The 22,712-nt window shown below is 56.4% G+C and carries 19 protein-coding genes and 1 other annotated feature; of the genes, 11 read left to right on the top strand and 8 right to left on the bottom strand.

Annotated features, from left to right (window positions below):
• Positions 1 to 15: 15 nt before the first annotated feature.
• Genes urtA through atzF form a run of 4 tightly spaced genes read right to left on the bottom strand, consistent with a single transcriptional unit; the run spans position 16 to position 7,445 of the window.
• On the bottom strand, positions 16 to 1,284 hold the full coding sequence (urtA, locus tag PW844_RS24970) for an urea ABC transporter substrate-binding protein (protein ID WP_299457570.1): 1,269 nt from the start codon (positions 1,282 to 1,284) through the stop codon (positions 16 to 18).
• A gap of 30 nt (positions 1,285 to 1,314) precedes the next feature.
• On the bottom strand, positions 1,315 to 2,016 hold the full coding sequence (locus PW844_RS24965; RefSeq protein ID WP_299457568.1) for a GntR family transcriptional regulator: 702 nt from the start codon (positions 2,014 to 2,016) through the stop codon (positions 1,315 to 1,317).
• Between the two features lie 9 nt (positions 2,017 to 2,025).
• The gene (uca, locus tag PW844_RS24960; RefSeq protein ID WP_299457566.1) at positions 2,026 to 5,646 is read right to left on the bottom strand and encodes an urea carboxylase; all 3,621 of its coding nucleotides are present in this window, start codon (positions 5,644 to 5,646) and stop codon (positions 2,026 to 2,028) included.
• 2 nt (positions 5,647 to 5,648) lie between these two features.
• The gene (atzF, locus tag PW844_RS24955) at positions 5,649 to 7,445 is read right to left on the bottom strand and encodes an allophanate hydrolase (RefSeq protein ID WP_299457564.1); all 1,797 of its coding nucleotides are present in this window, start codon (positions 7,443 to 7,445) and stop codon (positions 5,649 to 5,651) included.
• Between the two features lie 258 nt (positions 7,446 to 7,703).
• On the opposite strand from atzF, the gene sltY reads away from it, so the two are divergent.
• Together sltY and trpR are read left to right on the top strand one after the other, a co-directional pair.
• Positions 7,704 to 9,623 (top strand): murein transglycosylase, encoded by a 1,920-nt coding sequence (gene sltY / locus PW844_RS24950; RefSeq protein WP_299457562.1) that lies wholly within the window; start codon positions 7,704 to 7,706, stop codon positions 9,621 to 9,623.
• Positions 9,624 to 9,667: 44 nt separating this feature from the next.
• Positions 9,668 to 9,991 carry a trp operon repressor gene (gene trpR / locus PW844_RS24945; protein ID WP_084872518.1) on the top strand — a complete coding sequence of 108 codons (324 nt, stop codon included), beginning with the start codon at positions 9,668 to 9,670 and terminating at the stop codon, positions 9,989 to 9,991.
• On the opposite strand, the gene yjjX is transcribed toward trpR, so the two are convergent.
• On the bottom strand, positions 9,992 to 10,510 hold the full coding sequence (gene yjjX, locus PW844_RS24940; RefSeq protein ID WP_299457556.1) for an inosine/xanthosine triphosphatase: 519 nt from the start codon (positions 10,508 to 10,510) through the stop codon (positions 9,992 to 9,994).
• A gap of 51 nt (positions 10,511 to 10,561) precedes the next feature.
• On the opposite strand from yjjX, the gene gpmB reads away from it, so the two are divergent.
• Positions 10,562 to 11,209 carry a 2,3-diphosphoglycerate-dependent phosphoglycerate mutase GpmB gene (gene gpmB / locus PW844_RS24935; protein ID WP_084872523.1) on the top strand — a complete coding sequence of 216 codons (648 nt, stop codon included), beginning with the start codon at positions 10,562 to 10,564 and terminating at the stop codon, positions 11,207 to 11,209.
• 42 nt (positions 11,210 to 11,251) lie between these two features.
• Here the strand turns inward: gpmB and robA are convergent, their stop codons facing one another.
• A complete protein-coding gene (gene robA / locus PW844_RS24930) occupies positions 11,252 to 12,133 on the bottom strand; it encodes an MDR efflux pump AcrAB transcriptional activator RobA (protein WP_299457550.1) in 882 nt (293 codons plus the stop codon).
• 195 nt (positions 12,134 to 12,328) lie between these two features.
• Between robA and creA the strand changes: the two genes are divergently transcribed.
• Positions 12,329 to 12,802, top strand: coding sequence for a protein CreA (gene creA / locus PW844_RS24925; protein WP_084872528.1), 474 nt, complete (start codon positions 12,329 to 12,331; stop codon positions 12,800 to 12,802).
• A gap of 48 nt (positions 12,803 to 12,850) precedes the next feature.
• Here the strand turns inward: creA and arcA are convergent, their stop codons facing one another.
• The gene (gene arcA, locus PW844_RS24920) at positions 12,851 to 13,567 is read right to left on the bottom strand and encodes a two-component system response regulator ArcA (protein ID WP_208713949.1); all 717 of its coding nucleotides are present in this window, start codon (positions 13,565 to 13,567) and stop codon (positions 12,851 to 12,853) included.
• Positions 13,568 to 14,176: 609 nt separating this feature from the next.
• On the opposite strand from arcA, the gene PW844_RS24915 reads away from it, so the two are divergent.
• The 5 genes from PW844_RS24915 (at position 14,177) to thrC (ending at position 19,904) form a co-directional block, all read left to right on the top strand.
• Positions 14,177 to 14,881: a tRNA/rRNA methyltransferase gene (locus PW844_RS24915; RefSeq protein WP_299457544.1), complete on the top strand. Its 705-nt coding sequence runs from the start codon at positions 14,177 to 14,179 to the stop codon at positions 14,879 to 14,881.
• A 185-nt stretch (positions 14,882 to 15,066) separates the two neighbouring features.
• Positions 15,067 to 15,138, top strand: coding sequence for a thr operon leader peptide (gene thrL, locus PW844_RS24910; protein ID WP_084878310.1), 72 nt, complete (start codon positions 15,067 to 15,069; stop codon positions 15,136 to 15,138).
• Positions 15,074 to 15,196 (top strand) — a sequence feature (Thr leader region). Its footprint overlaps the gene before it by 65 nt.
• Before the next feature lie 26 nt (positions 15,197 to 15,222).
• A complete protein-coding gene (thrA, locus tag PW844_RS24905; RefSeq protein WP_299457542.1) occupies positions 15,223 to 17,685 on the top strand; it encodes a bifunctional aspartate kinase/homoserine dehydrogenase I in 2,463 nt (820 codons plus the stop codon).
• 2 nt (positions 17,686 to 17,687) lie between these two features.
• Positions 17,688 to 18,617: a homoserine kinase gene (gene thrB / locus PW844_RS24900; protein ID WP_299458316.1), complete on the top strand. Its 930-nt coding sequence runs from the start codon at positions 17,688 to 17,690 to the stop codon at positions 18,615 to 18,617.
• A gap of 3 nt (positions 18,618 to 18,620) precedes the next feature.
• Entirely contained in the window at positions 18,621 to 19,904 is a 1,284-nt protein-coding gene (thrC, locus tag PW844_RS24895) for a threonine synthase (protein ID WP_299457540.1), read from the top strand.
• A gap of 56 nt (positions 19,905 to 19,960) precedes the next feature.
• Here the strand turns inward: thrC and yaaA are convergent, their stop codons facing one another.
• Positions 19,961 to 20,737 carry a peroxide stress protein YaaA gene (gene yaaA / locus PW844_RS24890; RefSeq protein ID WP_299457537.1) on the bottom strand — a complete coding sequence of 259 codons (777 nt, stop codon included), beginning with the start codon at positions 20,735 to 20,737 and terminating at the stop codon, positions 19,961 to 19,963.
• Positions 20,738 to 20,951: 214 nt separating this feature from the next.
• Here yaaA and tal point away from each other — a divergent pair, with 214 nt between their 5' ends.
• Positions 20,952 to 21,905 (top strand): transaldolase, encoded by a 954-nt coding sequence (gene tal / locus PW844_RS24885; RefSeq protein ID WP_299457535.1) that lies wholly within the window; start codon positions 20,952 to 20,954, stop codon positions 21,903 to 21,905.
• 136 nt (positions 21,906 to 22,041) lie between these two features.
• Positions 22,042 to 22,629, top strand: a complete 588-nt coding sequence (gene mog / locus PW844_RS24880; protein WP_299457532.1) for a molybdopterin adenylyltransferase — start codon at positions 22,042 to 22,044, stop codon at positions 22,627 to 22,629.
• Positions 22,630 to 22,712: the final 83 nt, after the last annotated feature.

Below are 22,712 nucleotides of genomic sequence, written 5' to 3'. Positions count from 1 at the left end.
TGGCGACCGTCAACATTACTGGGTGGATTTCACTGGGTGATCCGGCTTCTTATCGTTACCGGCGATATACGGGCTCCACGGCTGGGCGCGTACCGGTTTATCGGTCTGCCACACCACGTTGAACTGACCGTTTTCTTCCACTTCACCAATCATCACCGGCTTATGCAGATGGTGGTTGGTTTTGTCCATGGTCAGGGTGAAACCGTCTGGTGCTTTGAAGGTTTGTCCGGCCATCGCCGCACGGACTTTGTCCACGTCGGTGGTGCCCGCTTTCTCTACCGCCTGCGCCCACATATGGATGCCGACATAAGTCGCTTCCATCGGATCGTTGGTCACTACGGTGTTGGCGTTCGGCAGGTTATGCGCTTTGGCGTAGGCACGGTAATCGGCGACAAACTTTTTGTTGGTTGGGTTATCAACGGACTCAAAGTAGTTCCAGGCTGCTAACTGACCCACCAGCGGTTTGGTGTCGATACCGCGCAGTTCTTCCTCGCCCACCGAGAAGGCAATCACCGGAATATCGGTGGCTTTGATGCCCTGGTTCGCCAGTTCTTTGTAGAACGGCACGTTGGAATCACCGTTAATGGTGGAGATCACCGCAGTTTTACCGCCAGCCGAGAATTTCTTGATGTTAGAAACGATGGTCTGGTAATCGCTGTAACCAAACGGCGTATACACTTCCTGGATATCTTTATCCTGAACCCCTTTCGAATGCAGGAAGGCGCGCAGAATCTTGTTGGTGGTGCGCGGATAGACGTAGTCGGTGCCCAGCAGGAAGAAGCGTTTCGCACTGCCGCCATCTTCGCTCATCAGGTATTCCACCGCCGGAATCGCCTGCTGGTTCGGGGCTGCGCCGGTGTAAAATACGTTCGGTGACATCTCTTCGCCTTCATACTGCACCGGATAGAACAGCAGGCCGTTCAGCTCCTCAAACACCGGCAGTACCGATTTACGCGATACGGAAGTCCAGCAGCCAAACACCACCGCCACTTTGTCCTGAGTCAGCAGCTGGCGGGCTTTCTCGGCAAACAGTGGCCAGTTGGACGCCGGGTCAACCACCACCGGTTCGAGCTTTTTGCCCAGCACGCCGCCCTTGGCGTTAATTTCATCAATCGTCATCAGCGCAACATCTTTCAGCGGTGTCTCCGAAATGGCCATGGTGCCGGAGAGCGAATGCATAATCCCCACTTTGATGGTATCGGCAGCCTGAGCACCAAAGGCAAAGCCCATGCTGACGACGGTAGCGGAGAGAGCGAAAGCCTTAAGCAACGAACGTCTTTTCATCGTTTAAACCCCTAAATGTGTAATGTGTTGTTATTCAATGGGTTGAAGCCGGGCCTGCTGTAACATGTGTAAAGTGATTTTCCTGACCTCGGCCTTACTGACGGCGATATGGTCGGTCAGAATGCGCTGTGCCTCCTCGGTGTGTTGCTGAAAAATCGCCCGTAAGATCTGAGCGTGTTCGCGGTACGTGGCATCGACCCGGTCGTCTCGCGTGAAGTCGAGACGGCGGATGATGCGAATCTTTTCAGTCAGTTCGGCGTGCACCCGTGCCATCTCACGGTTGCCGGTGGCGCTGACCAGCGCCATATGAAACGCTTCGTCATGCAGCGACACGGCTTTGCCATCCTCCAGTCGTGCATTGTCGATCCAGAAGATTTTCAGTTCGGTCAGGGTTTCCGCGCACTGCAATGGGGGCAGGGCGCAGAGCCGGCGCACCGCTTCCCGTTCCAGCACGGTGCGGAAGTCATACAGTTCCTCGAAGTATTCGAAGTTGAACGGTTTGATCTGCCAGCCGCTGCGGAACCACACCTCGACATAACCCTCACGCTCCAGCCAGAACAACGCCTGACGTACCGGGGTGCGGCTGACCTCCATCCGTTCAGCGATTTCGCTCTCGCTGAAGCGGTCGCCGGGCATCAGGCGAAACTCGAAAATATCGTTCTTCAGCGCCTGGTAGACTTTCTCTGCCAGCGCTTCCGGACGGCCTTTGCCGCGTTGCGGGTGAGTGCTCATAACCCTTCCTTATTCCAGCCACAGCAGGGTGTCGCCCGGACTCACCGGACGGCCCGCCTGGCAGGCGATACGTTTCACGCGACCCGCCTGTGGGGCAGTGATCGCCAGTTCCATCTTCATCGCTTCCACGATGATCAGCGTCTGACCGGCTTCGACCTCGTCACCCGGCTGCACCAGCACTTTCCAGATGTTGCCGTTCATATCGGCACACACCGCCAGTGCGCTGTCATCCTGTTCGTCGCTCACCACCAGCGTCTCTTCGCTGGTCAGCGGCGCGTTCTGTTCTTCCTGCGCCCAGAGCGTCACTTCCTGCTCAAACGCGGCAGCCTGGCGGCTACGGAACTCGTCGATAGAGGCGGCATGCTCGGCGAGGAATTGCTGATGCGCGGCGAAATCAAACACCGTCTCCTCGATGCGGATACGCGCCCGGCCTTCGCGGAAGTCGTCACGCAGTTGGGTCAGTTCGTCTTCGCTCACCGGGTAGAAACGTACCTGGTCGAAGAAGTGCAGCAGCCAGGGCTCGTCGGCGGCGAATTGATCGTTTTTCAGGAATTTGTTCCAGATCGGTAGCGTACGGCCAACCAGCTGGTAGCCACCGGGGGAGTCCATGCCGTAGATACACATGTACATGCCGCCGATACCCACCGTGCCTTCGGCGGTAAAGGTACGCGCCGGGCTGTATTTCGAGCTGAGCAGACGATGACGCGGATCGACCGGCACCGCGCAGGGCGCGCCGAGATACACATCGCCCAGACCGAGGATCAGGTAGCTGGCATCGAAAATGGTGTCGCGCACCGCTTCGCGACTCGCCAGTCCGTTAATACGCTGGATAAAGTCAACGTTGTTCGGCAGCCACGGCGCAGTGGCGCGCACCGTTTCTTTGTAGCGTTCCACCGCACCGAGTGTGGCGCTGTCTTCAAACGCCATCGGCATCCAGACGATACGCGACGGCACTTTCAACTGGCTGACATCACCCAGCCCGGCTTCCAGTTCCAGCAGCAACGCCATCAGGCGCGGCTGGCTGAGGATCAGGCTGTCGTAGCGAATTTGCAGTGAGCGTACGCCGGGGGATAATTCTTCCACGCCGGGCACCGCACGTTCGCGCAGGGCATTCATCAGCAGATGTACGCGCAGACGCAGCGCCAGATCCAGCACGTTGTCGCCGTATTCAATCAGCACGTATTTATCCCCCGCCTGGCGATAGGCCACCGCCGGAGTACGGGTAGTGGCGGGCAGGGCGGCCAGCAGGGTAGCGGAACCGAGGTCGCTATCGGCCAGCGACGGCACTTCGAAGGCGGGCGCATGGGTCGGACGCAACGTCTCGACGCTGTGTGCCTGGGCTTTTTCCAGCGCTACCGCTTCGTCAGCGCTAATCGGATGGAAACGGATGCTATCGCCCGGTTTGACCTGGCCGACTTTCCACAACTCTGCTTTGGCGATAGTCACCGGGCAGACGAAGCCACCGAGGCTTGGGCCGTCATGAGTCAGGATCACCGGGAAGTCGCCGGTGAAGTTAACGGCACCGATAGCGTATTCGCAATCGTGCACGTTGGAGGGATGCAGCCCGGCCTCGCCGCCGTTGGCGCGCGTCCAGCTTGGTTTCGGCCCTACCAGGCGCACGCCCAGACGGTTGGAGTTGTAGTGCACCTGCCAGTCGCTGGCAAAGAACTCGTCAATGGCGGCCTGAGTGAAGAAATCCGGTGCGCCATGCGGTCCGTACAGCACGCCGATGCGCCATTCGCTGCCGTAGTGCGGCACCAGCGCATGATCCAGTGGCTGCGGCTCGCTGACCGGAGCGGGCGTGGTACAGGCGGCCAGCTGCGGCTGGGAAATCGGCAGCATATCGGCGACGCGCAGGGTGCGTCCGGCATGACCACCAAACTGGCCGAGGGAGAAGGTGGCGCGGCTGCCAAGATATTCCGGCACATCAAAGCCGTTGCGTACCGCCAGATAGGTGCGACAGCCGCTGTGCGCACGGCCCAGCGTCAGGGTCTGTCCAGCGCTGACGTTGACCGGCTGCCAGTAGCTGATCGCTTCACCATCGAGATCTGCCGGGCAATCCGCGCCGGTCAGGGCAATCACTGCGTCACTGTGGAAACGCAGCGTCGGTCCCTGCAAGGTAAATTCCAGCCCGGCAGCGGCTTCATGGTTGCCGACAATACGGTTGGCGAGGCGGAAGGCGAAATCATCCATCGGGCCGGATGGCGGCACGCCGATGTCCCAGTAGCCGAGGCGGCCCGGGAAATCCTGAATGGTGCTGAAGGTGCCGGGTTGCAATACTTCAATTACGCTGGCTGACGGGGTGAAGCTATCAAGGAAACGCGTCCAGACGGTGCCGCTGCGGAACGCTTCGGTGGCGACGATCTGGCGTAGATAATCCAGGTTGCTGGCAATGCCGTGCAGCTGGGTCGCGCCCAGCGCTTGCTGCATTTTAGCCAGCGCGGCGTCACGGGTCGCGGCATGCACGATCAGTTTGGCAACCATCGGGTCGTAATATGCCGAGACCTCGGTGCCGGTATCGATCCAGCCATCGACGCGAACGTCGTCCGGGAAGCTGACGCCAGTCAGTACGCCAGGGCTGGGCTGGAAGTTTTTCAACGGATCCTCCGCGTACAGGCGCACCTCAATCGACGCACCCTGTGGTGCCTGCTGCATCCGCGCCCAGTCGAGGCTGTCGCCTGCGGCCACTTTCAGCATGCATTCCACCAGGTCGAGGCCGGTGACACACTCGGTCACCGGATGCTCCACCTGCAAACGGGTGTTCACTTCGAGGAAATAAAACGCATCCTGTTCGGCGTCGTAGATATATTCCACGGTACCGGCGCTGCGGTAGCTCACCAGCTCGCCAAGACGTACCGCTGAAGCCAGCAACGCTTCGCGCGTCGCCTGCGGCAGATTGGGGGCCGGGGTTTCCTCCACCACTTTCTGATTGCGACGTTGCAGCGAGCAGTCGCGCTCGCCAAGGGCGATGACCTTGCCGTTGCCGTCACCAAAAATCTGTACTTCGACATGACGGGCGCGATCGATGCAGCGCTCAAGAAACACACCGGCATCGCTAAAGAATTGTTCGCCGAGACGGCGCACGCTCTCCCACGCGTTGCGCAGGGCATCGGCATCGGCGCAGCGCGTCAGGCCGATGCCGCCGCCACCGGCGGTGCTTTTCAGCATCACCGGATAACCGATGTCATCGGCGGCGCTCAGCGCCTCGTCCAGCGAGCTCAGCAGCGGGGTGCCCGGCGTCATGGGGACTCCGGCGCTGGCCGCCAGTTCACGCGCACGGTGTTTCAGGCCGAATTCGCCGATTTGCCGGGCGGTGGGGCCGACAAACGCGATGCCCGCTTCTTCACAGGCGGCCGCAAACGGCAGGCTTTCCGACAGGAAGCCGTAGCCCGGCCAGATGGCTTCAGCACCGGTTTCTTCTGCGGCAGCGAGGATTTTGTCGATCTTCAGGTAGCTGTCGCTGGCTTTATCGCCGCCCAGCGCAATGGCAACATCGGCTTCTTTAACGTGACGCGCGTTGCGGTCGGCGTCGGAATAAACCGCCACGCTTTTCACGCCAAGGCGCTTCAGGGTGCGGATGGCACGGCAGGCGATTTCGCCACGGTTAGCAATCAGAACGGTGCTGAACATGATTATTTACTCCCCTGAGTCGCCAGCCAGTTGCGCCAGCCGCCGAATTCGGTGATCTCCAGTGCCTGTTTCAGCACCGCCGGTTCACAGATAAAACCTTTCACGACGCGACCATCGGCCAGCGTCAGTGAGCCAATGCCCAGCGGCGGCGGGATTTCCGCCACGAATTCGCCAAAGCGCGCCAGCGGGATGTCCCACAGTTCAACGGTGATCGCCGCGCCCTGCTCATCGCGCAGCAGGCCGGGTTTTTTGATTGGCCCATCAAGCAGGGCAAACAGCCGGTAATTGCTGGCGGTGGTGGTTTCTTCCACCAGAACCGCCTGGCGGGTGGTGAGCTGGAAATTCAGTGGCATACCGGTCAGATGCGCACCGACTACCGCGACACGCACATGGTCGGCTGAAGGAGGCAAGGCGGCGTGCTGCGCCGGTTGCGCTTTGCCGGTGGCACCGAGCGGCAATGCCAGCTGTTGTTGCCAGCGCATGCCAAACTCCACCAGCGCACGATCGTGCCAGGCGGGAGCGATCAGGGTGATGCCCGCAGGCAGGCCATCGGCACGGAACGGGGCTGGCAGCGCCAGCGCGCTGAGATCGGCCAGGTTGGTGAAATTGGTGTAGGTGCCGAACTGCGAGTTGTAGTGCACCGGCTCCTGTTGCATCTCTTCCAGCGTGTGGATAGTTGGCGAGGTGGGCACCACCACGGCATCAAACTGCGCCAGGGTTTGCTGGATCTGACGCGTCAGTTCGGCGCGCAGGTATTCAGCCTGATAAGCCTCCACGGCGCTGTACTTCAGACCGCTGCTGACGATGCCGTACACCACCGGATCCATCTCTTCCGGGCGGTTGATCATCTCGCCCACCGCCACGGTGCGCTCGGCAACCCACGGGCCGTAGTACAGCTGCTCTGCCAGCTGATGGAATGGGGTAAAGTCGATCGGATGCAGCGTGGCACCGCTGGCCAGCAGGCGCTCCAGCGCACTATCCCAGGCGGCTTCGGCTTGTTTGTCATCAAAGAATTCCGGGTTGGCCGGAATGGCAAAGTCCGGATGGGCCTTGATGCTGGCGGGCGCAGTATGCGGGTTGCTGCGTGAGTAGGCATCGTCCGCATCATAACCACCGGCGGCGCTGGCGACGGCGAAGGCATCTTCCACCGTCAGTGCAAACACGGAAACGGTGTCATTCAGGCGACAGGCGGGCAGTAAGCCACTGGCGGAGAACCAGCCTTTGGTGGGTTTCAGGCCGACAATATTGTTAAACCCGGCCGGTACGCGGCCAGAACCGGCGGTATCGGTACCGAGGGAGAAGCCGACCAGACCGCGTGCCAGTACCGAGGCGGAGCCTGAACTGGAGCCGCCGCTGACGTAGTCCGGGTTAAAAGTATTGCTGACCGCACCAAACGGCGAGCGGGTGCCGACCAGGCCGGTAGCGTATTGGTCAAGATTAGTTTTACCGATCAGCACCGCACCTGCGGCTTTCAGTTGTGCCACGACGAAGGCATCGGCGGTGGCGGTGTAGGTCAGTGCCGGACAGGCAGCAGTGGTCGGCCAGCCCGCGACATCGATATTGTCTTTAACCGCAAAGGGGACGCCGAACAGCGGCAGCGCAGCCGGGTTGCTCAGGTAGCTGGCGAGCAGTGGCTCAATTTGCGCCTGCAATTGTGCCGGGGTGGCGAGGTAAAGCCAGGCGTTGTCCTGAGGATCAATGGCGTTGAGGTGCGCAGTCAGCAGGGCAGTAATCTGCTGCGGTTCCTGTTGATAGCGCTGTTGCCAATCCTGAATTGTGAGACCAAAAGTCGATGCCATGGGTGAATTCCAACTGGTATACAAGATGGAATTCAACAGAGCAAAGGGCGTGCCATTTTTGTAACAGAATGATTAGGCGCAATTAATGCCTTTACGATAAGTTTTTGTGATGAATAAATGCACAATGGCAGCGCGTCGGGTGGTCGATGACGGTGCGTGAGCGTAAATTTTGTGAAGAACATGGCAAGAGGCCGTGGGCCTGGTTAGCATGAATGAAGTCCGGCATGAGCTGGATCGCAGCACAAAGAGGAGATCGTAGTGGAGAAGTGGCGTAACTGGATGATAGGGATCTGTCTGGTCAGCGCGGCCAGCAGCGTATGGGCCGATTCGCTTGATCAACAACGACAGCGCTATGCCCAGATAAAACAAGCCTGGGATAGCAACCAGATGGATACCGTGGCGCAGCTGATGCCAACGCTACAGGATTACCCGCTTTATCCTTATCTGCAATATCGGATGCTGGCGCAGGATCTCGATCAGGAAACACCGCTGGCGGTGAAAAATTTTATTCAGCAATATCCCACGTTGCCGCCTGCGCGATCGCTGGCGACGCGTTTCGTCAACGTGCTGGCACACCGTCAGGATTGGCAGGAGTTGCTGAGTTTCAGCCCGGAAGAACCCAAGCCGGTGCAGGCGCGCTGTAACTGGTACTACGCCAAATGGGCGACCGGCCAGCAGCAGGCGGCGTTTGACGGGGCGAAATCCATCTGGCTGCGCGGCACCGCGCTGCCCAATGATTGCGACCAACTGTTCTCGGTGTGGCAATCCAGTGGACAACTGTCGCCGATCACCATCCTCGAACGCATTCGACTGGCGATGAAAGAAGGCAACGATAGCCTGGTAAATTACCTGGCGAAGATGCTGCCTGCGGATTACCAGACCACAGCGAACGCGGTGATGACGTTACAGCAGAACCCGCTCACCATCACCAACTTTGCCAGCAGCGTCGGACCGACCGATTTTACCCGTCAGGCCACCACTTATGCCTTTGCCCGCGTAGCGCGCCAGGATGTGGAGAATGCCAGGCTGATGATTCCGATTCTGGTGCAATCACAGAAGATGGGGCCGGAAGAGGACCAGGCGCTGAAAGAGATCGTGGCCTGGCGACTGATGGATAATGATGTCACCTCGGATCAGGCGCGCTGGCGCGATAACGTGGTGATGAACAGTGAATCCACCACCTTGATTGAGCGTCGCGTGCGGCTGGCGCTGGCGAATAACGATCGTCGCGGGCTGAACACCTGGATTGCCCGTTTGCCGGTGGAAGCCAAAGAGAAGGATGAGTGGCAATACTGGCAGGCCGATCTGCTGATCTCCCAGGGTCGTAAAGAAGAAGCCGATGAAATTCTGCGTAAGCTGATGCAGGCGCGCGGCTTCTATCCGATGGTGGCGGCGCAGCGGCTGGGGGTGGATTATCCGATACAGGTTGATAAGGCCCCGGCACCGGACAATAACCTGGTGCAGGGCGCGGAGCTGGCTCGGGTGCGTGAGCTGATGTACTGGGGTCTGGATAACCTGGCGCGCAGCGAGTGGGCCAATCTGATCGCCAGTAAAACCCGCGATCAGCAGCAGATGCTGGCGCGCTACGCCAACGAGCAGGATTGGTGGGACCTCAGCGTGCAGGCGACCATCACCGCTAAAATGTGGGACAGCCTGAAAGAGCGCTTCCCGCTGGCATGGCAGAACCTGTATCAGCAATACACCGGCGGCAAAGGCATTCCGCAGAGCTATGCGATGGCGATTTCGCGCCAGGAAAGCGCGTGGAACCCGAAAGCGCGTTCGCCGGTGGGGGCGAGCGGCCTGATGCAAATCATGCCTGCCACCGCGACCCATACCGTGAAGATGTATAGCATCCCTGGTTATGTGAACAGCAGCCAGCTGCTTGATCCACAAACCAATATTCAGATCGGTACGCAGTATCTGGAATATGTTTATCAGCAGTTTGATCAGAACCGTATCTTCGCCTCGGCGGCCTATAACGCCGGACCCGGGCGGGTGCGCAGCTGGCTGAATAACAGTGGCGGACGTCTCGATGCTGTCGCCTTTATCGAGACCATTCCGTTCTCGGAAACCCGTGGCTACGTGAAGAACGTGCTGGCCTATGATGCCTACTATCGTTACTTCATGGGCAAGCCAGATAAGATTCTGGCTGATGGCGAGTGGAATCGCCGCTACTGACTGTGCTATGCTTCCGTACTCGTTAATGAGTACGGAAGCCCTTCATGAGCCAACCCCTTTCTTCCCAGCCGGAATCGGCACAGCCTGTTGAAGATAACTGGCTGCGTTTTGTCGAACTGATGCAAAACGCCTACGCCGATGGCGTGGCACTGCCGTTGCTGCATCTGATGATGACCCCGGATGAGCGGGAATCTTACGGTACGCGTCTGCGGATTATTGAAGAGTTGATGAACGGTGAAATGAGCCAGCGCGAACTGAAAAACGAGCTGGGCGTCGGTATCGCCACTATCACCCGTGGCTCCAACAGCCTGAAAGAAGCGCCGCCGGAGCTGAAACGCTGGCTGGAAGCGCGTCTGGGACGCGCCTGATTACTGCTGATACAGCGGATGGGTGAACGGGCAGAGCGCCAGAATCAACGCCTGATGGTACACGCTGGAGCGGGTCAGCAGGCCGTGCGTAAAGGCACCAATCGCACCCCCTTTGTGTTTGATATTCTCCACACCGGTTAAGCGCGCCATTTCATCACCCAGCTCGTTACCTGCGGCCAGGCCGAGCATCACTACCGGTGGCAGCGTAAAGCTGGCAGAACGTGATTCACCGCGCTGCTGTGCATTCTCCACCACCATCCAGGCGAAGGCGCTATCGCCCTCAATGCCAGCTTCTATCGCCACCCAAAAATCGGCATCGGCTTTTTTTGCACGCGCATTGACGACGCGCTGACGTGCGCCAGTTCGCGTTTCTACATCACTTAGCGGCTGGGCAGCAACGCCACTCTCGACCTCGACCCCTTCAATATGGCAGGATCCTTCGCCGAAAACGTCGTTGAACGCCTGTGCAATCGCGCGGATTTTTGCCGGGTTGATGGTGGCTGCGACAACATGGTACATAATTGTTTGAACCCTCAAGGCAAATTTGTCGCAGTATAACGGAAATTAAGCATGCTACAGGTCTATCTTGTTCGTCACGGTGAAACGGTATGGAATGCGGCCCGACGCATTCAGGGGCAGTCCGACAGTCCGCTGACGGAAACAGGTGAACAGCAGGCCCATCAGGTGGGCGAGCGCGTTAAATCGCTGGGCATTACCCACGTGATTGCCAGCGATTTAGGACGTACCCGGCGCACCGCAGAAATTATCGCGGATGCCTGCGGTTGCACCGTCACTGTCGATGCGCGTCTGCGCGAACTGAATATGGGCGTGTTAGAGAAGCGCCCCCTCGACGGCCTGACGCCGGAAGAGGAAAGCTGGCGTAAAACGCTGGTGGATGGCACCGAAGGTGGCCGTATCCCGGGCGGAGAGTCAATGGCGGAAATGGCGACGCGTATGCACGCAGCGCTGAATGCCTGTCTTGACTTACCGGCGGGTAGCCGTCCGCTGATTGTCAGCCACGGTATGGCGCTGGGTGTGCTGGTGAGCACCATTCTTGGCTTACCGGCCCATGCGGAGCGTCGTCTGCGTCTGCGTAACTGCTCAATCTCACGCGTTGATCATCAGCAGAGCGCCTGGCTGGCAGCGGGTTGGGTGGTGGAAACGGCGGGCGATGTGTCGCATCTCGATGCACCCGCGCTGGATGAATTGCAGCGCTGACATCGAACGAAAACAATGCCGTCATTATGACGGCATTGTTGTTTAGAGCGCCTGCGCCGGGCGAATCGGAATCAGGTATTCGCAGCGGATTTCCGTTGGCGGCTCGCTACGCTTTTTACCACCGTGAGTAAAGAAGCGCTCGATATCCTGCCCCTGACGACGCACCAGACCCAGCGTTGGCATACAGGTGCCGTACAGCAGCAGAATAAACTCCTGCAACGCAGTGCGCGGCCCGGTGTAGGTGAACTGCACATAATCACCCGCTTCCAGAATCACACTCTGGTTGGACTGCATGCTTTTCCCTAACTGATCGGCCGTCACCGCAGTGGTGTAGAGAATTTCCTGCTCATCATCTTTCTCGTGGCTGGCACGTACCTGATGCAGGCCGTATAGCACCGGCGGCACGGTGTCGGTTTCCAACAGGAACTGCTTCCAGAAATGCACGCGCATTTCGTCACGATAGCTGGAGATCTGTTCCAGCGTGCAGCTGTAAATCTGCGTCTGACCCACCAGCACCGTTTCCGGCAGGGTGACATACTGCGGCTCAGGCAGGTAATTATCGTCCAGACGGATCGGGGGACGGATACCGAAGGAGTTCCAGTCTGACGAACGACGATACCAGGCGGGCGTTTGGTTAAACTGCTTTTTGAACGCACGGGTAAAGGTCTGCTGGGAATCGAAACGGTATTGCAGGGCGATGTCGAGAATTGGGCGGCTGGTCAGGCGTAATGCGACCGCTGCCTTCGACAGCCGGCGTGCGCGGATATACGCGCCGATCGCGTGGCCTGCCACGTCCTTAAACATGCGCTGCAGGTGCCATTTGGAGTAACCCGCTTTCAGGGCGACATTATCCAGTGAAAGGGGTTGATCCAGATGGCTCTCCAGCCAGACAAGCAAATCGCGAATGATACCGGCTTGGTCCATAAAACATCCTCATAATTCTCTGGTGGCGCAACTTATGAAGTCGTCGAATAATAGCACGAAATGCAAAAAGGCGAGAGGGCGGTTTTGTAAGTCGACTGTGCTACATCAATGCGGGTTGTTACCCATTTGGTTTGGTTCTGTTACCAATTGCCAGTACATTACATTCTCATCTATTCCGTTTGCAATGGTAACTCAATGACAGTAACTCGCCTTCTTATAGTCACCCTGGCAACTTTCGCCTTCTCTGGTCCCCTCTTTGCCGAGGAGATCGGCTCTGTTGACACGGTGTTCAAGATGTTTGGCCCCGATCATAAGATCGTGGTGGAAGCCTTCGATGACCCTGATGTAAAAAATGTAACCTGTTATATCAGCCGGGCAAAAACCGGTGGGATCAAGGGCGGATTAGGCCTGGCGGAGGATACTTCCGACGCGGCGATTTCCTGCCAGCAGGTTGGACCGGTAACGCTTAGCGATAAAATTGCACAGGGTAAGGCGCAGGGGGATGTGGTGTTCCAGAAACGCACATCGCTGGTTTTTAAGAAGTTGCAGGTTGTACGCTTTTATGACCAAAAGCGCAATGCTTTGGTGTACCTGGCTTATTCCGACAAAGTGGTCGAAGGCTCACCGAAGAACGCGCTTAGCGCGGTGCCGATCATGCCGTGGCACTGATCATCGCCCATAAAAAAACGCCCTGACGGGCGTTTTTTTGCGGATAACTCAGTCCTGCAGCTCGCCGCAGAAGCGGTAACCTTCGCCGTGAATGGTGGCGATGATTTCTGGCGTATCCGGTGTGGACTCGAAATGCTTACGGATGCGGCGGATGGTGACATCCACGGTACGGTCATGCGGCTTCAGCTCGCGACCGGTCATCTTCTTCAGCAGATCAGCACGGGTCTGAATTTTGCCCGGGTTCTCGCAGAAGTGCAGCATGGCGCGGAATTCGCTGCGCGGCAGTTTGTACTGCTCGCCGTTCGGGCTGATCAGTGAGCGGCTATTGATATCCAGCTCCCAGCCGTTGAAACGGTAGCTTTCCACCTGACGACGTTCTTCATTCGGCATCGCCAGATTCATGGTGCGTGACAACAGGTTGCGCGCACGGATGGTCAGCTCACGCGGGTTGAATGGTTTGGTGATGTAATCATCCGCACCAATTTCCAGACCAAGAATTTTGTCCACTTCATTATCACGGCCGGTCAGGAACATCAGTGCGACGTTCGCCTGCTCACGCAGTTCACGTGCCAGCAACAAGCCGTTTTTCCCGGGCAGGTTGATGTCCATGATCACCAGATTGACGTCGTTATCCGTCAGGACCTGATGCATTTCGGCGCCGTCGGTGGCTTCATAGACCACATAACCTTCCGCCTCAAAGATACTTTTGAGGGTGTTACGCGTGACCAGTTCGTCTTCAACGATAAGAATGTGCGGGGTCTGCATGTTTCGCTACCTAAAATTTGCCAACAAATCGAAAACAGGGCGTACGGCGGTTGAACTTACTGTGAGTAATAACAGCATGCCGTTCACAACCGGTGTACGAAATAATCTTCGGAATACACCATCCATCTACGTCAACTTCAGTGTTAGCTCAGCCAGTCAGGATGAATATTTGCGTGCCCCGTGGGTATCGGACTGGCGCTTATCCTAACCGTATTAACAGCAACCTAACAGCACCAACAACAACCGATAAGCATAAAAACAACGCTTCGTTGACTTATATCAAATGCAAGTGTAGCACGTTAACACTTTTATGAAAAACTTCTCCAGGAATGCCAGCTTAGCTCACAAAAAGCAGCATTTTTGCTACATTTCAGCTGCATAATAGCAAAACCAAAACCTGCCGGAAATTATATTTCAATAAGATGATATCTAATGCTTTTATATTAAAATGGTCCGGAAATTTAGCTTTAATACGTTAATTTATGCTACCCATCGGTTTTATTCGCTTTTAACATCCTTAACATCTTATTTTCTTATAGCGCTATGGTTGGTATTTTGCGGTCTGCATGCCAACATAGGCCGCGTTGTTAACAGTTCGATGGAAAAATCATGCATTTCCCCCTCATTCTTGTCTCTCCCGCCCGACCAGAAAATATCGGTGCGGCAGCCCGTGCGATGAAAACCATGGGATTTAGTGAGTTGCGTATCGTTGCCAGTGATGCCTGGCAGGACCCGGCAGCCAGGCGTGTGGCACATGGCGCGGGCGAGATCCTTGATAGCGTAAAAACTTATGACACGCTGAGCGCGGCATTGCAGGATGTGGACTTCTCTGTCGCGACCACCGCCCGCAGCCGGGCGAAGTTTCGTTACTACGCCACGCCCGCTCAGGTGGAAACCATTTTGCAGGAGAAACGCCAGTGGCTGAGCCGCATTGCACTGGTCTTTGGTCGTGAAGATAGCGGGTTAACTAACGAGGAACTGGACCAGGTGGATCTGCTGACCGGGATCCCGATGGCCAATGATTATCCCTCGCTGAATCTCGGCCAGGCGGTGATGGTGTACTGCTATCAGCTTGCGGCGCTGAATCAGGTGGTGGCTCCTGCGGCAGAGCGGGGAGACGCTCAGCAATTGCAGGCATTACGCGCGCGTTTCCAGCAATTACTGGTGCGTCTTGAGGTCAGCGACGATGCCAAGATGGCTGACTGGATCGATCAACGTATCGGTTTACTTGAGCAGCGCGACAGCGCCATGCTGCACCGTCTGCTGCATGATGTAGAAAAAAAACTTATAGATAATAACTCGGGTAAATCCTGATTTTATAGTGACAGATCGGGATTTGTGGCTATTTGCTGAACGATTCCGATAGCATTTTCCGGGCAAAGCGTAGCACTGCGTAGTGGCGAAAAATCCAGCAAAGGACAAATTCGTTGACTTAACCGGCACTTTGCTTTAATTCTGGAAGGCAGACGGACAATCAAGACAGACAGAAAAAAATCTCAATGCGTACAATCAGCCTGAACACCACAATTATTATTACCACCACCATTACCACAGGTAACGGTGCGGGCTGACGCATACAGGAAAAACAAAAAAAGAAGCCCGCACCTAAACAGTGCGGGCTTTTTTTTCGGCAAAAATTCAGGAGAGCTTCAACCATGCGAGTGCTGAAATTCGGCGGGACCTCAGTAGCCAATGCGGAACGTTTTCTCCGCGTGGCAGACATTCTGGAAAGCAATGCGCAACAGGGACAGGTCGCCACCGTACTCTCTGCGCCAGCGAAAATTACCAATCATCTGGTCGCGATGATTGAGAAAACCATTAGCGGGCAGGATGCGTTGCCGAATATCAGCGATGCCGAACGTATTTTTGCCGAGTTGTTGCAGGGGCTGGCCGATGCTCAGCCAGGCTTCGATTTTGATGGTTTAAAAACCCGTGTTGATCTCGAATTTGCTCAGCTGAAACAAGTGCTGCATGGCATCAGCCTGCTGGGACAGTGCCCGGATGCGGTGAATGCTGCCATTATCTGTCGGGGTGAGAAGCTGTCGATTGCCATCATGGAAGCACTGTTACAGGCGCGTGGTCACAAGGTCACGGTGATCGATCCGGTAGAAAAACTGCTGGCGGTGGGGCATTACCTGGAATCGACAGTCGATATCGCGGAATCCACCCGCCGTATCGCTGCCAGCCAGATTCCGGCGGATCATATGATCCTGATGGCCGGTTTCACCGCCGGTAACGAGCGTGGTGAGCTGGTGGTGCTGGGCCGTAACGGTTCTGACTACTCGGCAGCGGTGCTGGCGGCCTGCTTGCGCGCGGATTGCTGTGAGATCTGGACTGACGTGGATGGCGTTTATACTTGTGATCCGCGTCAGGTGCCGGATGCGCGTCTGCTGAAATCCATGTCCTACCAGGAAGCGATGGAGCTGTCGTACTTTGGTGCCAAAGTTCTGCATCCCCGCACCATCGCCCCGATTGCTCAGTTCCAGATTCCCTGCCTGATCAAAAACACCGCCAATCCGCAAGCACCGGGCACCTTAATCGGTGGCGAAGGCGAGCATGATGAGAATCCGGTAAAAGGCATCACCAACCTGAACAACATGGCGATGTTCAACGTCTCCGGTCCGGGGATGAAAGGCATGGTGGGTATGGCCGCACGCGTGTTTGCGGCGATGTCCCGTACCGGCATCTCAGTGGTGTTGATCACCCAATCTTCTTCTGAATACAGCATCAGCTTCTGCGTACCGCAGAACGAGCTGGCGCGTGCGCGCCGCGTGCTGGAAGATGAATTCTATCTGGAACTGAAAGATGGCCTGCTGGATCCGCTCGAAGTGGTTGAGCAGCTGGCGATCATTTCCGTGGTCGGGGATGGCATGCGCACGCTGCGCGGCATCTCTGCCAAGTTCTTCTCCGCACTGGCGCGCGCCAATATCAACATCGTGGCGATTGCGCAAGGGTCGTCTGAGCGCTCCATCTCCGCCGTGGTCAGCAACGATGAAGTCACCACCGGAGTGCGCGTCGTTCACCAGATGCTGTTCGCCACCGATCAGGTGATAGAAGTGTTTGTGGTCGGCGTGGGTGGCGTGGGTGCTGCGTTGCTGGAGCAGCTGCATCGCCAGCAGGCCTGGCTGAAGCAGAAGCATATTGATTTGCGTGTGTGCGGCATCGCTAACTCACGCGCCTTGTTGACCAACGTCCACGGTATCGATCTCAGCAACTGGGAGTCGGCGCTGGCGGAAGCCAAAGAGCCGTTCAACCTCGGTCGCCTGATTCGTCTGGTGAAGGAATATCATCTGCTGAACCCGGTGATCGTCGATTGTACTTCCAGCCAGGCAGTGGCCGATCAATACGCCGATTTCCTTGCTGATGGTTTCCACGTGGTGACGCCGAATAAAAAGGCCAACACCTCATCGTGGAATTACTACCAGCAGATGCGCGCCGCCGCAGAGAAATCACGCCGTAAATTCCTGTATGACACCAACGTGGGTGCCGGTCTGCCGGTGATCGAAAACCTGCAAAATCTGTTGAATGCCGGTGATGAGCTGATCAAATTCTCCGGTATTCTCTCTGGCTCGCTGTCGTTTATTTTCGGCAAACTGGATGAGGGCGTGTCACTGTCGGCAGCGACCAACATGGCACGCGAACTGGGCTTTACCGAGCCGGACCCGCGCGATGATCTCTCCGGCACCGATGTGGCGCGCAAACTGTTGATTCTGGCGCGTGAAGCGGGACACCAGCTGGAACTGAGCGATATCGAGATCGAGCCGCTGCTGCCTGCCAGCCTGACGGAGATTGCCGATGTTGAGCAATTTATGCAGCGTTTACCGGAACTGGATAACGCCTTTGCGGCGCGCGTTGCCAAAGCACGCGATGAAGGTAAAGTGTTACGCTTCGTCGGTGCCATCGAAGAGGGTGGTGCCTGCAAGGTGAAAATTGATGCGGTGGATAGCAATGATCCGCTGTTTAAAGTCAAAAATGGCGAAAACGCGCTGGCCTTCTACAGCCGTTATTATCAGCCGATCCCGCTGGTTCTGCGTGGATACGGTGCCGGGAATGATGTGACAGCCGCTGGCGTATTTGCCGATCTGCTGCGCACTCTGTCGTGGAAGTTGGGAGTTTGATGATGGTAAAAATTTATGCACCGGCCTCGATAGGTAACGTCAGCGTCGGCTTTGATGTGCTGGGCGCGGCAGTTTCGCCGGTGGATGGCACCCTGCTGGGTGATTGTGTGTCGGTCGCAGCGGCCGACAGCTTTAGCCTGGTGAACGAAGGGCGCTTTGTCAGCAAACTGCCGACTAATCCCCAGGAAAACATTGTTTACCAGTGCTGGCAGCGTTTTTGTGAAGCGATTGGCAAAGAAGTCCCGGTGGCGATGACGCTGGAAAAAAACATGCCGATCGGTTCGGGTCTTGGCTCCAGCGCCTGCTCCGTGGTGGCGGGACTGATGGCGATGAACGAATTCTGCGGCAAGCCGCTGAACGACACCGAACTGCTGGCGCTGATGGGCGAACTGGAAGGGCGCATTTCCGGCAGCGTGCATTACGACAACGTAGCGCCTTGTTTCCTCGGCGGCGTACAGCTGATGATTGAAGAGGATGGCATCATCAGCCAGCCAGTACCGTCGTTTGATGAGTGGCTGTGGGTGATGGCCTATCCGGGCATTAAAGTCTCCACTGCCGAAGCGCGCGCCATTCTGCCCGCGCAATATCGTAAGCAGGACATTATCAAGCATGGCCGTCTGCTCGGCGGTTTTATCCACGCCTGTCACACCGGTCAGCCCGCGCTTGCGGCTAAACTGATGCAGGATGTGGTGGCCGAGCCGTATCGCACCAAACTGCTGCCGGGCTTTGCCGAAGCGCGTAAAGCCGCTGCCGATATCGGTGCACTGGCTTGCGGTATTTCGGGGTCCGGCCCGACGCTTTTCGCCGTTTGCAACGAGATGGCAACGGCACAGCGGATGGCAGACTGGCTGAGCCAGCACTATCTGCAGAATGAAGAAGGTTTCGTCCACATCTGCCGTCTTGATACGGCTGGCGCACGTAAATTGGGATAACGCATGAAACTCTATAACCTTAAGGATCATAACGAGCAGGTGAGCTTCGCTCAGGCAGTGAAGCAGGGCCTCGGCTCACAGCAGGGGCTGTTTTTCCCGCTTGAACTGCCGGAATTTGAACTGACCGATATTGACGCGATGCTGGAGATGGATTTTGTCACTCGCAGCAGCAAAATCCTCTCGGCTTTTATCGGTGATGAAATTGCCGCCCATCAGCTGGCTGAACGTGTCAAAGCCGCGTTTGCCTTCCCGGCACCGGTGGCAAAAGTCAGTGACGATGTGGCCTGTCTGGAACTGTTCCACGGCCCGACGCTGGCGTTTAAAGATTTCGGCGGCCGCTTTATGGCGCAGATGCTTTCCTACGTGAGTGGTGCCGATGAGAAGATCACCATTCTGACAGCCACCTCAGGCGACACCGGTGCTGCGGTCGCGCATGCGTTTTACGGCATGGAAAACGTGCGTGTCGTGATCCTCTATCCGCAGGGCAAAATCAGCCCGTTGCAGGAAAAACTGTTCTGTACCCTGGGCGGCAACATCGAAACCATCGCCATTGATGGCGACTTTGATGCCTGTCAGGCACTGGTGAAGCAGGCATTTGATGATGAAGATCTGAAAAAGGCCATTGGCCTGAACTCAGCTAACTCCATCAATATCAGTCGTCTGTTGGCGCAGATTTGCTACTACTTCGAAGCGGTAGCCCAGCTGCCACAGGAAAAACGCAATCAGCTGGTAGTGTCGGTGCCGAGCGGCAACTTTGGCGACCTGACAGCAGGCCTGCTGGCAAAATCACTCGGCCTGCCGATCAAACGTTTTATCGCGGCCACCAACGCCAACGATACCGTACCGCGCTTCCTTGCCAACGGTGAGTGGACACCGCATGCCACCGTGGCAACGCTGTCCAACGCGATGGATGTGAGCCAGCCGAACAACTGGCCGCGCGTGGAAGAGTTGTTCCGTCGCAAAACCTGGCGTCTGGGCGATCTGGCCTACGGCGCGGTGAGTGACGAGACCACCAAAGCCACCATGCGTGAGCTGGCGGCAATCGGTTATCTCTCTGAACCGCATGCGGCGATTGCTTATCGTCTGCTACGCGATCAGTTACAGGAAGGTGAGTACGGCCTGTTCCTCGGCACTGCGCATCCGGCGAAGTTTAAGGAGAGCGTGGAAGCGATTCTGGAACAGACGCTGCCGTTGCCGGAAGCCCTGGCCGAGCGTGCTGACCTGCCGCTGCTGTCACATGATATGCAAGCAGACTTCGCCCCGTTGCGTGCGTTTTTGATGAAATAACGTAAAAAATGGCTGGCATTCGCCAGCCATTTTTTTCATCCGGTGTAACGGCGCGATTATTTCTGTTCGTGACGCTTAAACACCAACTCGCTTTCGCTGCTCTCTGCCGCCGCAAAGAAATACCCATCCACATCGAATGTCTTCAGTTGTTCCGGCTTGCTCAGGCGATGCTGGATGACATAACGGCTCATCAGGCCACGCGCTTTCTTGGCATAGAAACTGATGACCTTAAATTTGCCGTTCTTCTCATCGAGGAAGACGGGTTTGATCAGACGTCCGGCCAGTTTCTTCGGTTTGATGGCTTTGAAATATTCGTCTGAGGCGAGATTAATCAGCACATCATCACCTTGCTCCGCCAACGCTGCATTCAGCTTATCAGTCAGCAAATCACCCCAGAAGCCGTACAGATCTTTCGCGGCGGGGTTCGCCAGTTTGATCCCCATCTCCAGTCGGTACGGCTGCATCAGATCAAGCGGACGCAGCAAACCATACAAACCTGACAGCATGCGCAGATGCTGCTGAGCGAAGGTAAAATCTTTATCGCTGAAGGTCTCCGCCTGCAAACCGGTATAAACATCACCTTTGAATGCCAGAATCGCCTGACGCGCATTCTCCAGCGTGAAAGGCGGTTGCCAGTCATTAAAACGGTCAGCATTAAGGTGCGCCAGTTTGTCGCTGATGCCCATCAGCGAGGCGATTTGTGCCGGTGACAGGTCGCGGGCGACATCAATCAGCTGTTGTGACTTTTCTAACAGCGCCGGTTGAGTGAATTGTTGTGTCGCAAGCGGGCTTTCAAAATCCAGTGTCTTGGCTGGCGAGATTACCATCAGCATTATTGTGTCCTCGATTGACCCGCAGATTTATCAGGGTATTAACGGAAAATGAGTTCGGGCGAGTGTAGCAAAAAAGCGGCACGGATCGGCAAATCGCTCCCATTTGCGAATGCTTAGTAAAGGGCACGCCACGACCTTGCACCGTGGTTACCGCGTGATATTATCGCAACAGCCTTTTTACACCCTGACAGTCAACCTAAGAGAAAAGAGAACCATGACGGACAAACTTACTTCCTTGCGTCAGCTGACTACTGTGGTAGCCGACACCGGTGATATCGCGGCGATGAAACTTTATCAACCGCAGGATGCAACCACCAACCCTTCTTTAATCCTCAATGCCGCTCAAATTCCTGAATACCGTAAACTGATTGACGAAGCCATTAGCTGGGCGCGTCAGCAGAGCAGCAACAAAGAAGAACAATTGCAGCTGGTTTCTGACAAGCTGGCCGTCAACATTGGTCTGGAAATTCTCAAACTGATCCCGGGTCGTATTTCGACTGAAGTGGATGCACGCCTGTCATACGACACCGAAGCGAGCATCGCCAAAGCCCGTAGCCTGATCAAACTGTATAACGATGCCGGCATCAGCAACGATCGCATCCTGATCAAACTGGCTTCTACCTGGCAGGGCATCCGCGCTGCGGAGCAGCTGGAGAAAGAAGGCATCAACTGTAACCTGACCCTGCTGTTCTCCTTCGCTCAGGCGCGTGCCTGTGCAGAAGCGGGCGTGTTCCTGATCTCTCCGTTCGTTGGCCGTATTCTTGACTGGTACAAAGCTAACACCGACAAGAAAGAGTACGCTGCGCACGAAGATCCGGGCGTGGTTTCTGTTTCTGAGATCTACGATTACTACAAACAGCACGGTTACGAAACCGTGGTGATGGGCGCGAGCTTCCGTAATGTCGGCGAAATCATCGAGCTGGCCGGTTGCGACCGTCTGACTATCTCCCCGAACCTGCTGAAAGAGCTGGCTGAGAGCGAAGGTACCGTTGAGCGTAAACTGAGCTACAGCGGCGAAGTGAAAGCGCGTCCGGCAAAAATGACCGAATCCGAGTTCCTGTGGCAGCATAACCAGGATCCGATGGCGGTGACCAAACTGGCTGAAGGCATCCGTAACTTTGCCATCGACCAGGGCAAACTTGAGAAGATGATTGCCGAACTGCTGTAAGTGATGACCCCGTGGCGGCAACACACCACCGTCCGCCACGGTTTTAAACTTTCTTCTCCCTTTCGCTTTGTATTATCCTTCTTTAAATCCCCCTTATATATTTATGCCGCATGCGGTAAACCACAGCGATAACTCTATGGATACATTACGTATTGGATTAATTTCCGTTTCCGATCGCGCTGCGAACGGCATTTATCAGGATCAGGGCATTCCGGCACTGGAGAGCTGGCTCGGCAGCGCGCTGACCACGCCGTTTGAAATCGAAACCCGCCTGGTACCGGATGAACAACCAATGATCGAGCAGGCGATTTGTGAACTGGTTGATGAGCTTTTTTGCCATCTGGTGTTAACCACGGGCGGTACCGGACCGGCGCGCCGTGATGTGACACCGGATGCCACCCTGGCGGTGGCCGACCGTGAGATGCCGGGCTTTGGCGAGCAGATGCGTCAAATCAGCCTGCAATTTGTGCCGACGGCGATCCTGTCGCGCCAGGTAGGGGTGATCCGCAAACAATCGTTGATCCTCAACTTGCCTGGGCAGCCGAAATCAATCAAAGAAACGCTGGAAGGGCTCAAAGCGGAAGATGGCAGCGTAAAAGTACCTGGCATCTTTGCATCTGTACCATATTGTTTACAGTTGCTGGAGGGGCCATATGTCGAAACAAACCCGCAGGTGGTAGCAGCATTTCGGCCAAAAAGCGCACGTCGGGAAACAAACGTCTGAAAATCGCCATTTTCAGGCATAAAATTCAGTCTTACTGGTGTGGCAAAAAATTTACGGTATAGTAAGTATAACTTTACAACTAC

It is taken from the genome of Pantoea sp., from assembly GCF_028283705.1.
Lineage (GTDB): Bacteria > Pseudomonadota > Gammaproteobacteria > Enterobacterales > Enterobacteriaceae > Pantoea.
This window is presented reverse-complemented; position numbering and strand designations above follow the sequence as displayed.

Excerpts from the sequence above, each read along its gene's own strand:
- urtA (WP_299457570.1), bottom strand. The coding sequence starts at position 1,284 with ATGAAAAGACGTTCGTTGCTTAAGGCTTTCGCTCTCTCCGCTACCGTC.
- yaaA (WP_299457537.1), bottom strand. The coding sequence starts at position 20,737 with ATGCTGATGGTAATCTCGCCAGCCAAGACACTGGATTTTGAAAGCCCG.
- robA (WP_299457550.1), bottom strand. The coding sequence starts at position 12,133 with ATGGACCAAGCCGGTATCATTCGCGATTTGCTTGTCTGGCTGGAGAGC.
- thrA (WP_299457542.1), top strand. The coding sequence starts at position 15,223 with ATGCGAGTGCTGAAATTCGGCGGGACCTCAGTAGCCAATGCGGAACGT.
- PW844_RS24965 (WP_299457568.1), bottom strand. The coding sequence starts at position 2,016 with ATGAGCACTCACCCGCAACGCGGCAAAGGCCGTCCGGAAGCGCTGGCA.
- arcA (WP_208713949.1), bottom strand. The coding sequence starts at position 13,567 with ATGCAGACCCCGCACATTCTTATCGTTGAAGACGAACTGGTCACGCGT.
- yjjX (WP_299457556.1), bottom strand. The coding sequence starts at position 10,510 with ATGTACCATGTTGTCGCAGCCACCATCAACCCGGCAAAAATCCGCGCG.
- uca (WP_299457566.1), bottom strand. The coding sequence starts at position 5,646 with ATGTTCAGCACCGTTCTGATTGCTAACCGTGGCGAAATCGCCTGCCGT.
- mog (WP_299457532.1), top strand. The coding sequence starts at position 22,042 with ATGGATACATTACGTATTGGATTAATTTCCGTTTCCGATCGCGCTGCG.
- atzF (WP_299457564.1), bottom strand. The coding sequence starts at position 7,445 with ATGGCATCGACTTTTGGTCTCACAATTCAGGATTGGCAACAGCGCTAT.
- tal (WP_299457535.1), top strand. The coding sequence starts at position 20,952 with ATGACGGACAAACTTACTTCCTTGCGTCAGCTGACTACTGTGGTAGCC.
- thrC (WP_299457540.1), top strand. The coding sequence starts at position 18,621 with ATGAAACTCTATAACCTTAAGGATCATAACGAGCAGGTGAGCTTCGCT.
- creA (WP_084872528.1), top strand. The coding sequence starts at position 12,329 with ATGACAGTAACTCGCCTTCTTATAGTCACCCTGGCAACTTTCGCCTTC.
- trpR (WP_084872518.1), top strand. The coding sequence starts at position 9,668 with ATGAGCCAACCCCTTTCTTCCCAGCCGGAATCGGCACAGCCTGTTGAA.
- thrB (WP_299458316.1), top strand. The coding sequence starts at position 17,688 with ATGGTAAAAATTTATGCACCGGCCTCGATAGGTAACGTCAGCGTCGGC.
- PW844_RS24915 (WP_299457544.1), top strand. The coding sequence starts at position 14,177 with ATGCATTTCCCCCTCATTCTTGTCTCTCCCGCCCGACCAGAAAATATC.
- gpmB (WP_084872523.1), top strand. The coding sequence starts at position 10,562 with ATGCTACAGGTCTATCTTGTTCGTCACGGTGAAACGGTATGGAATGCG.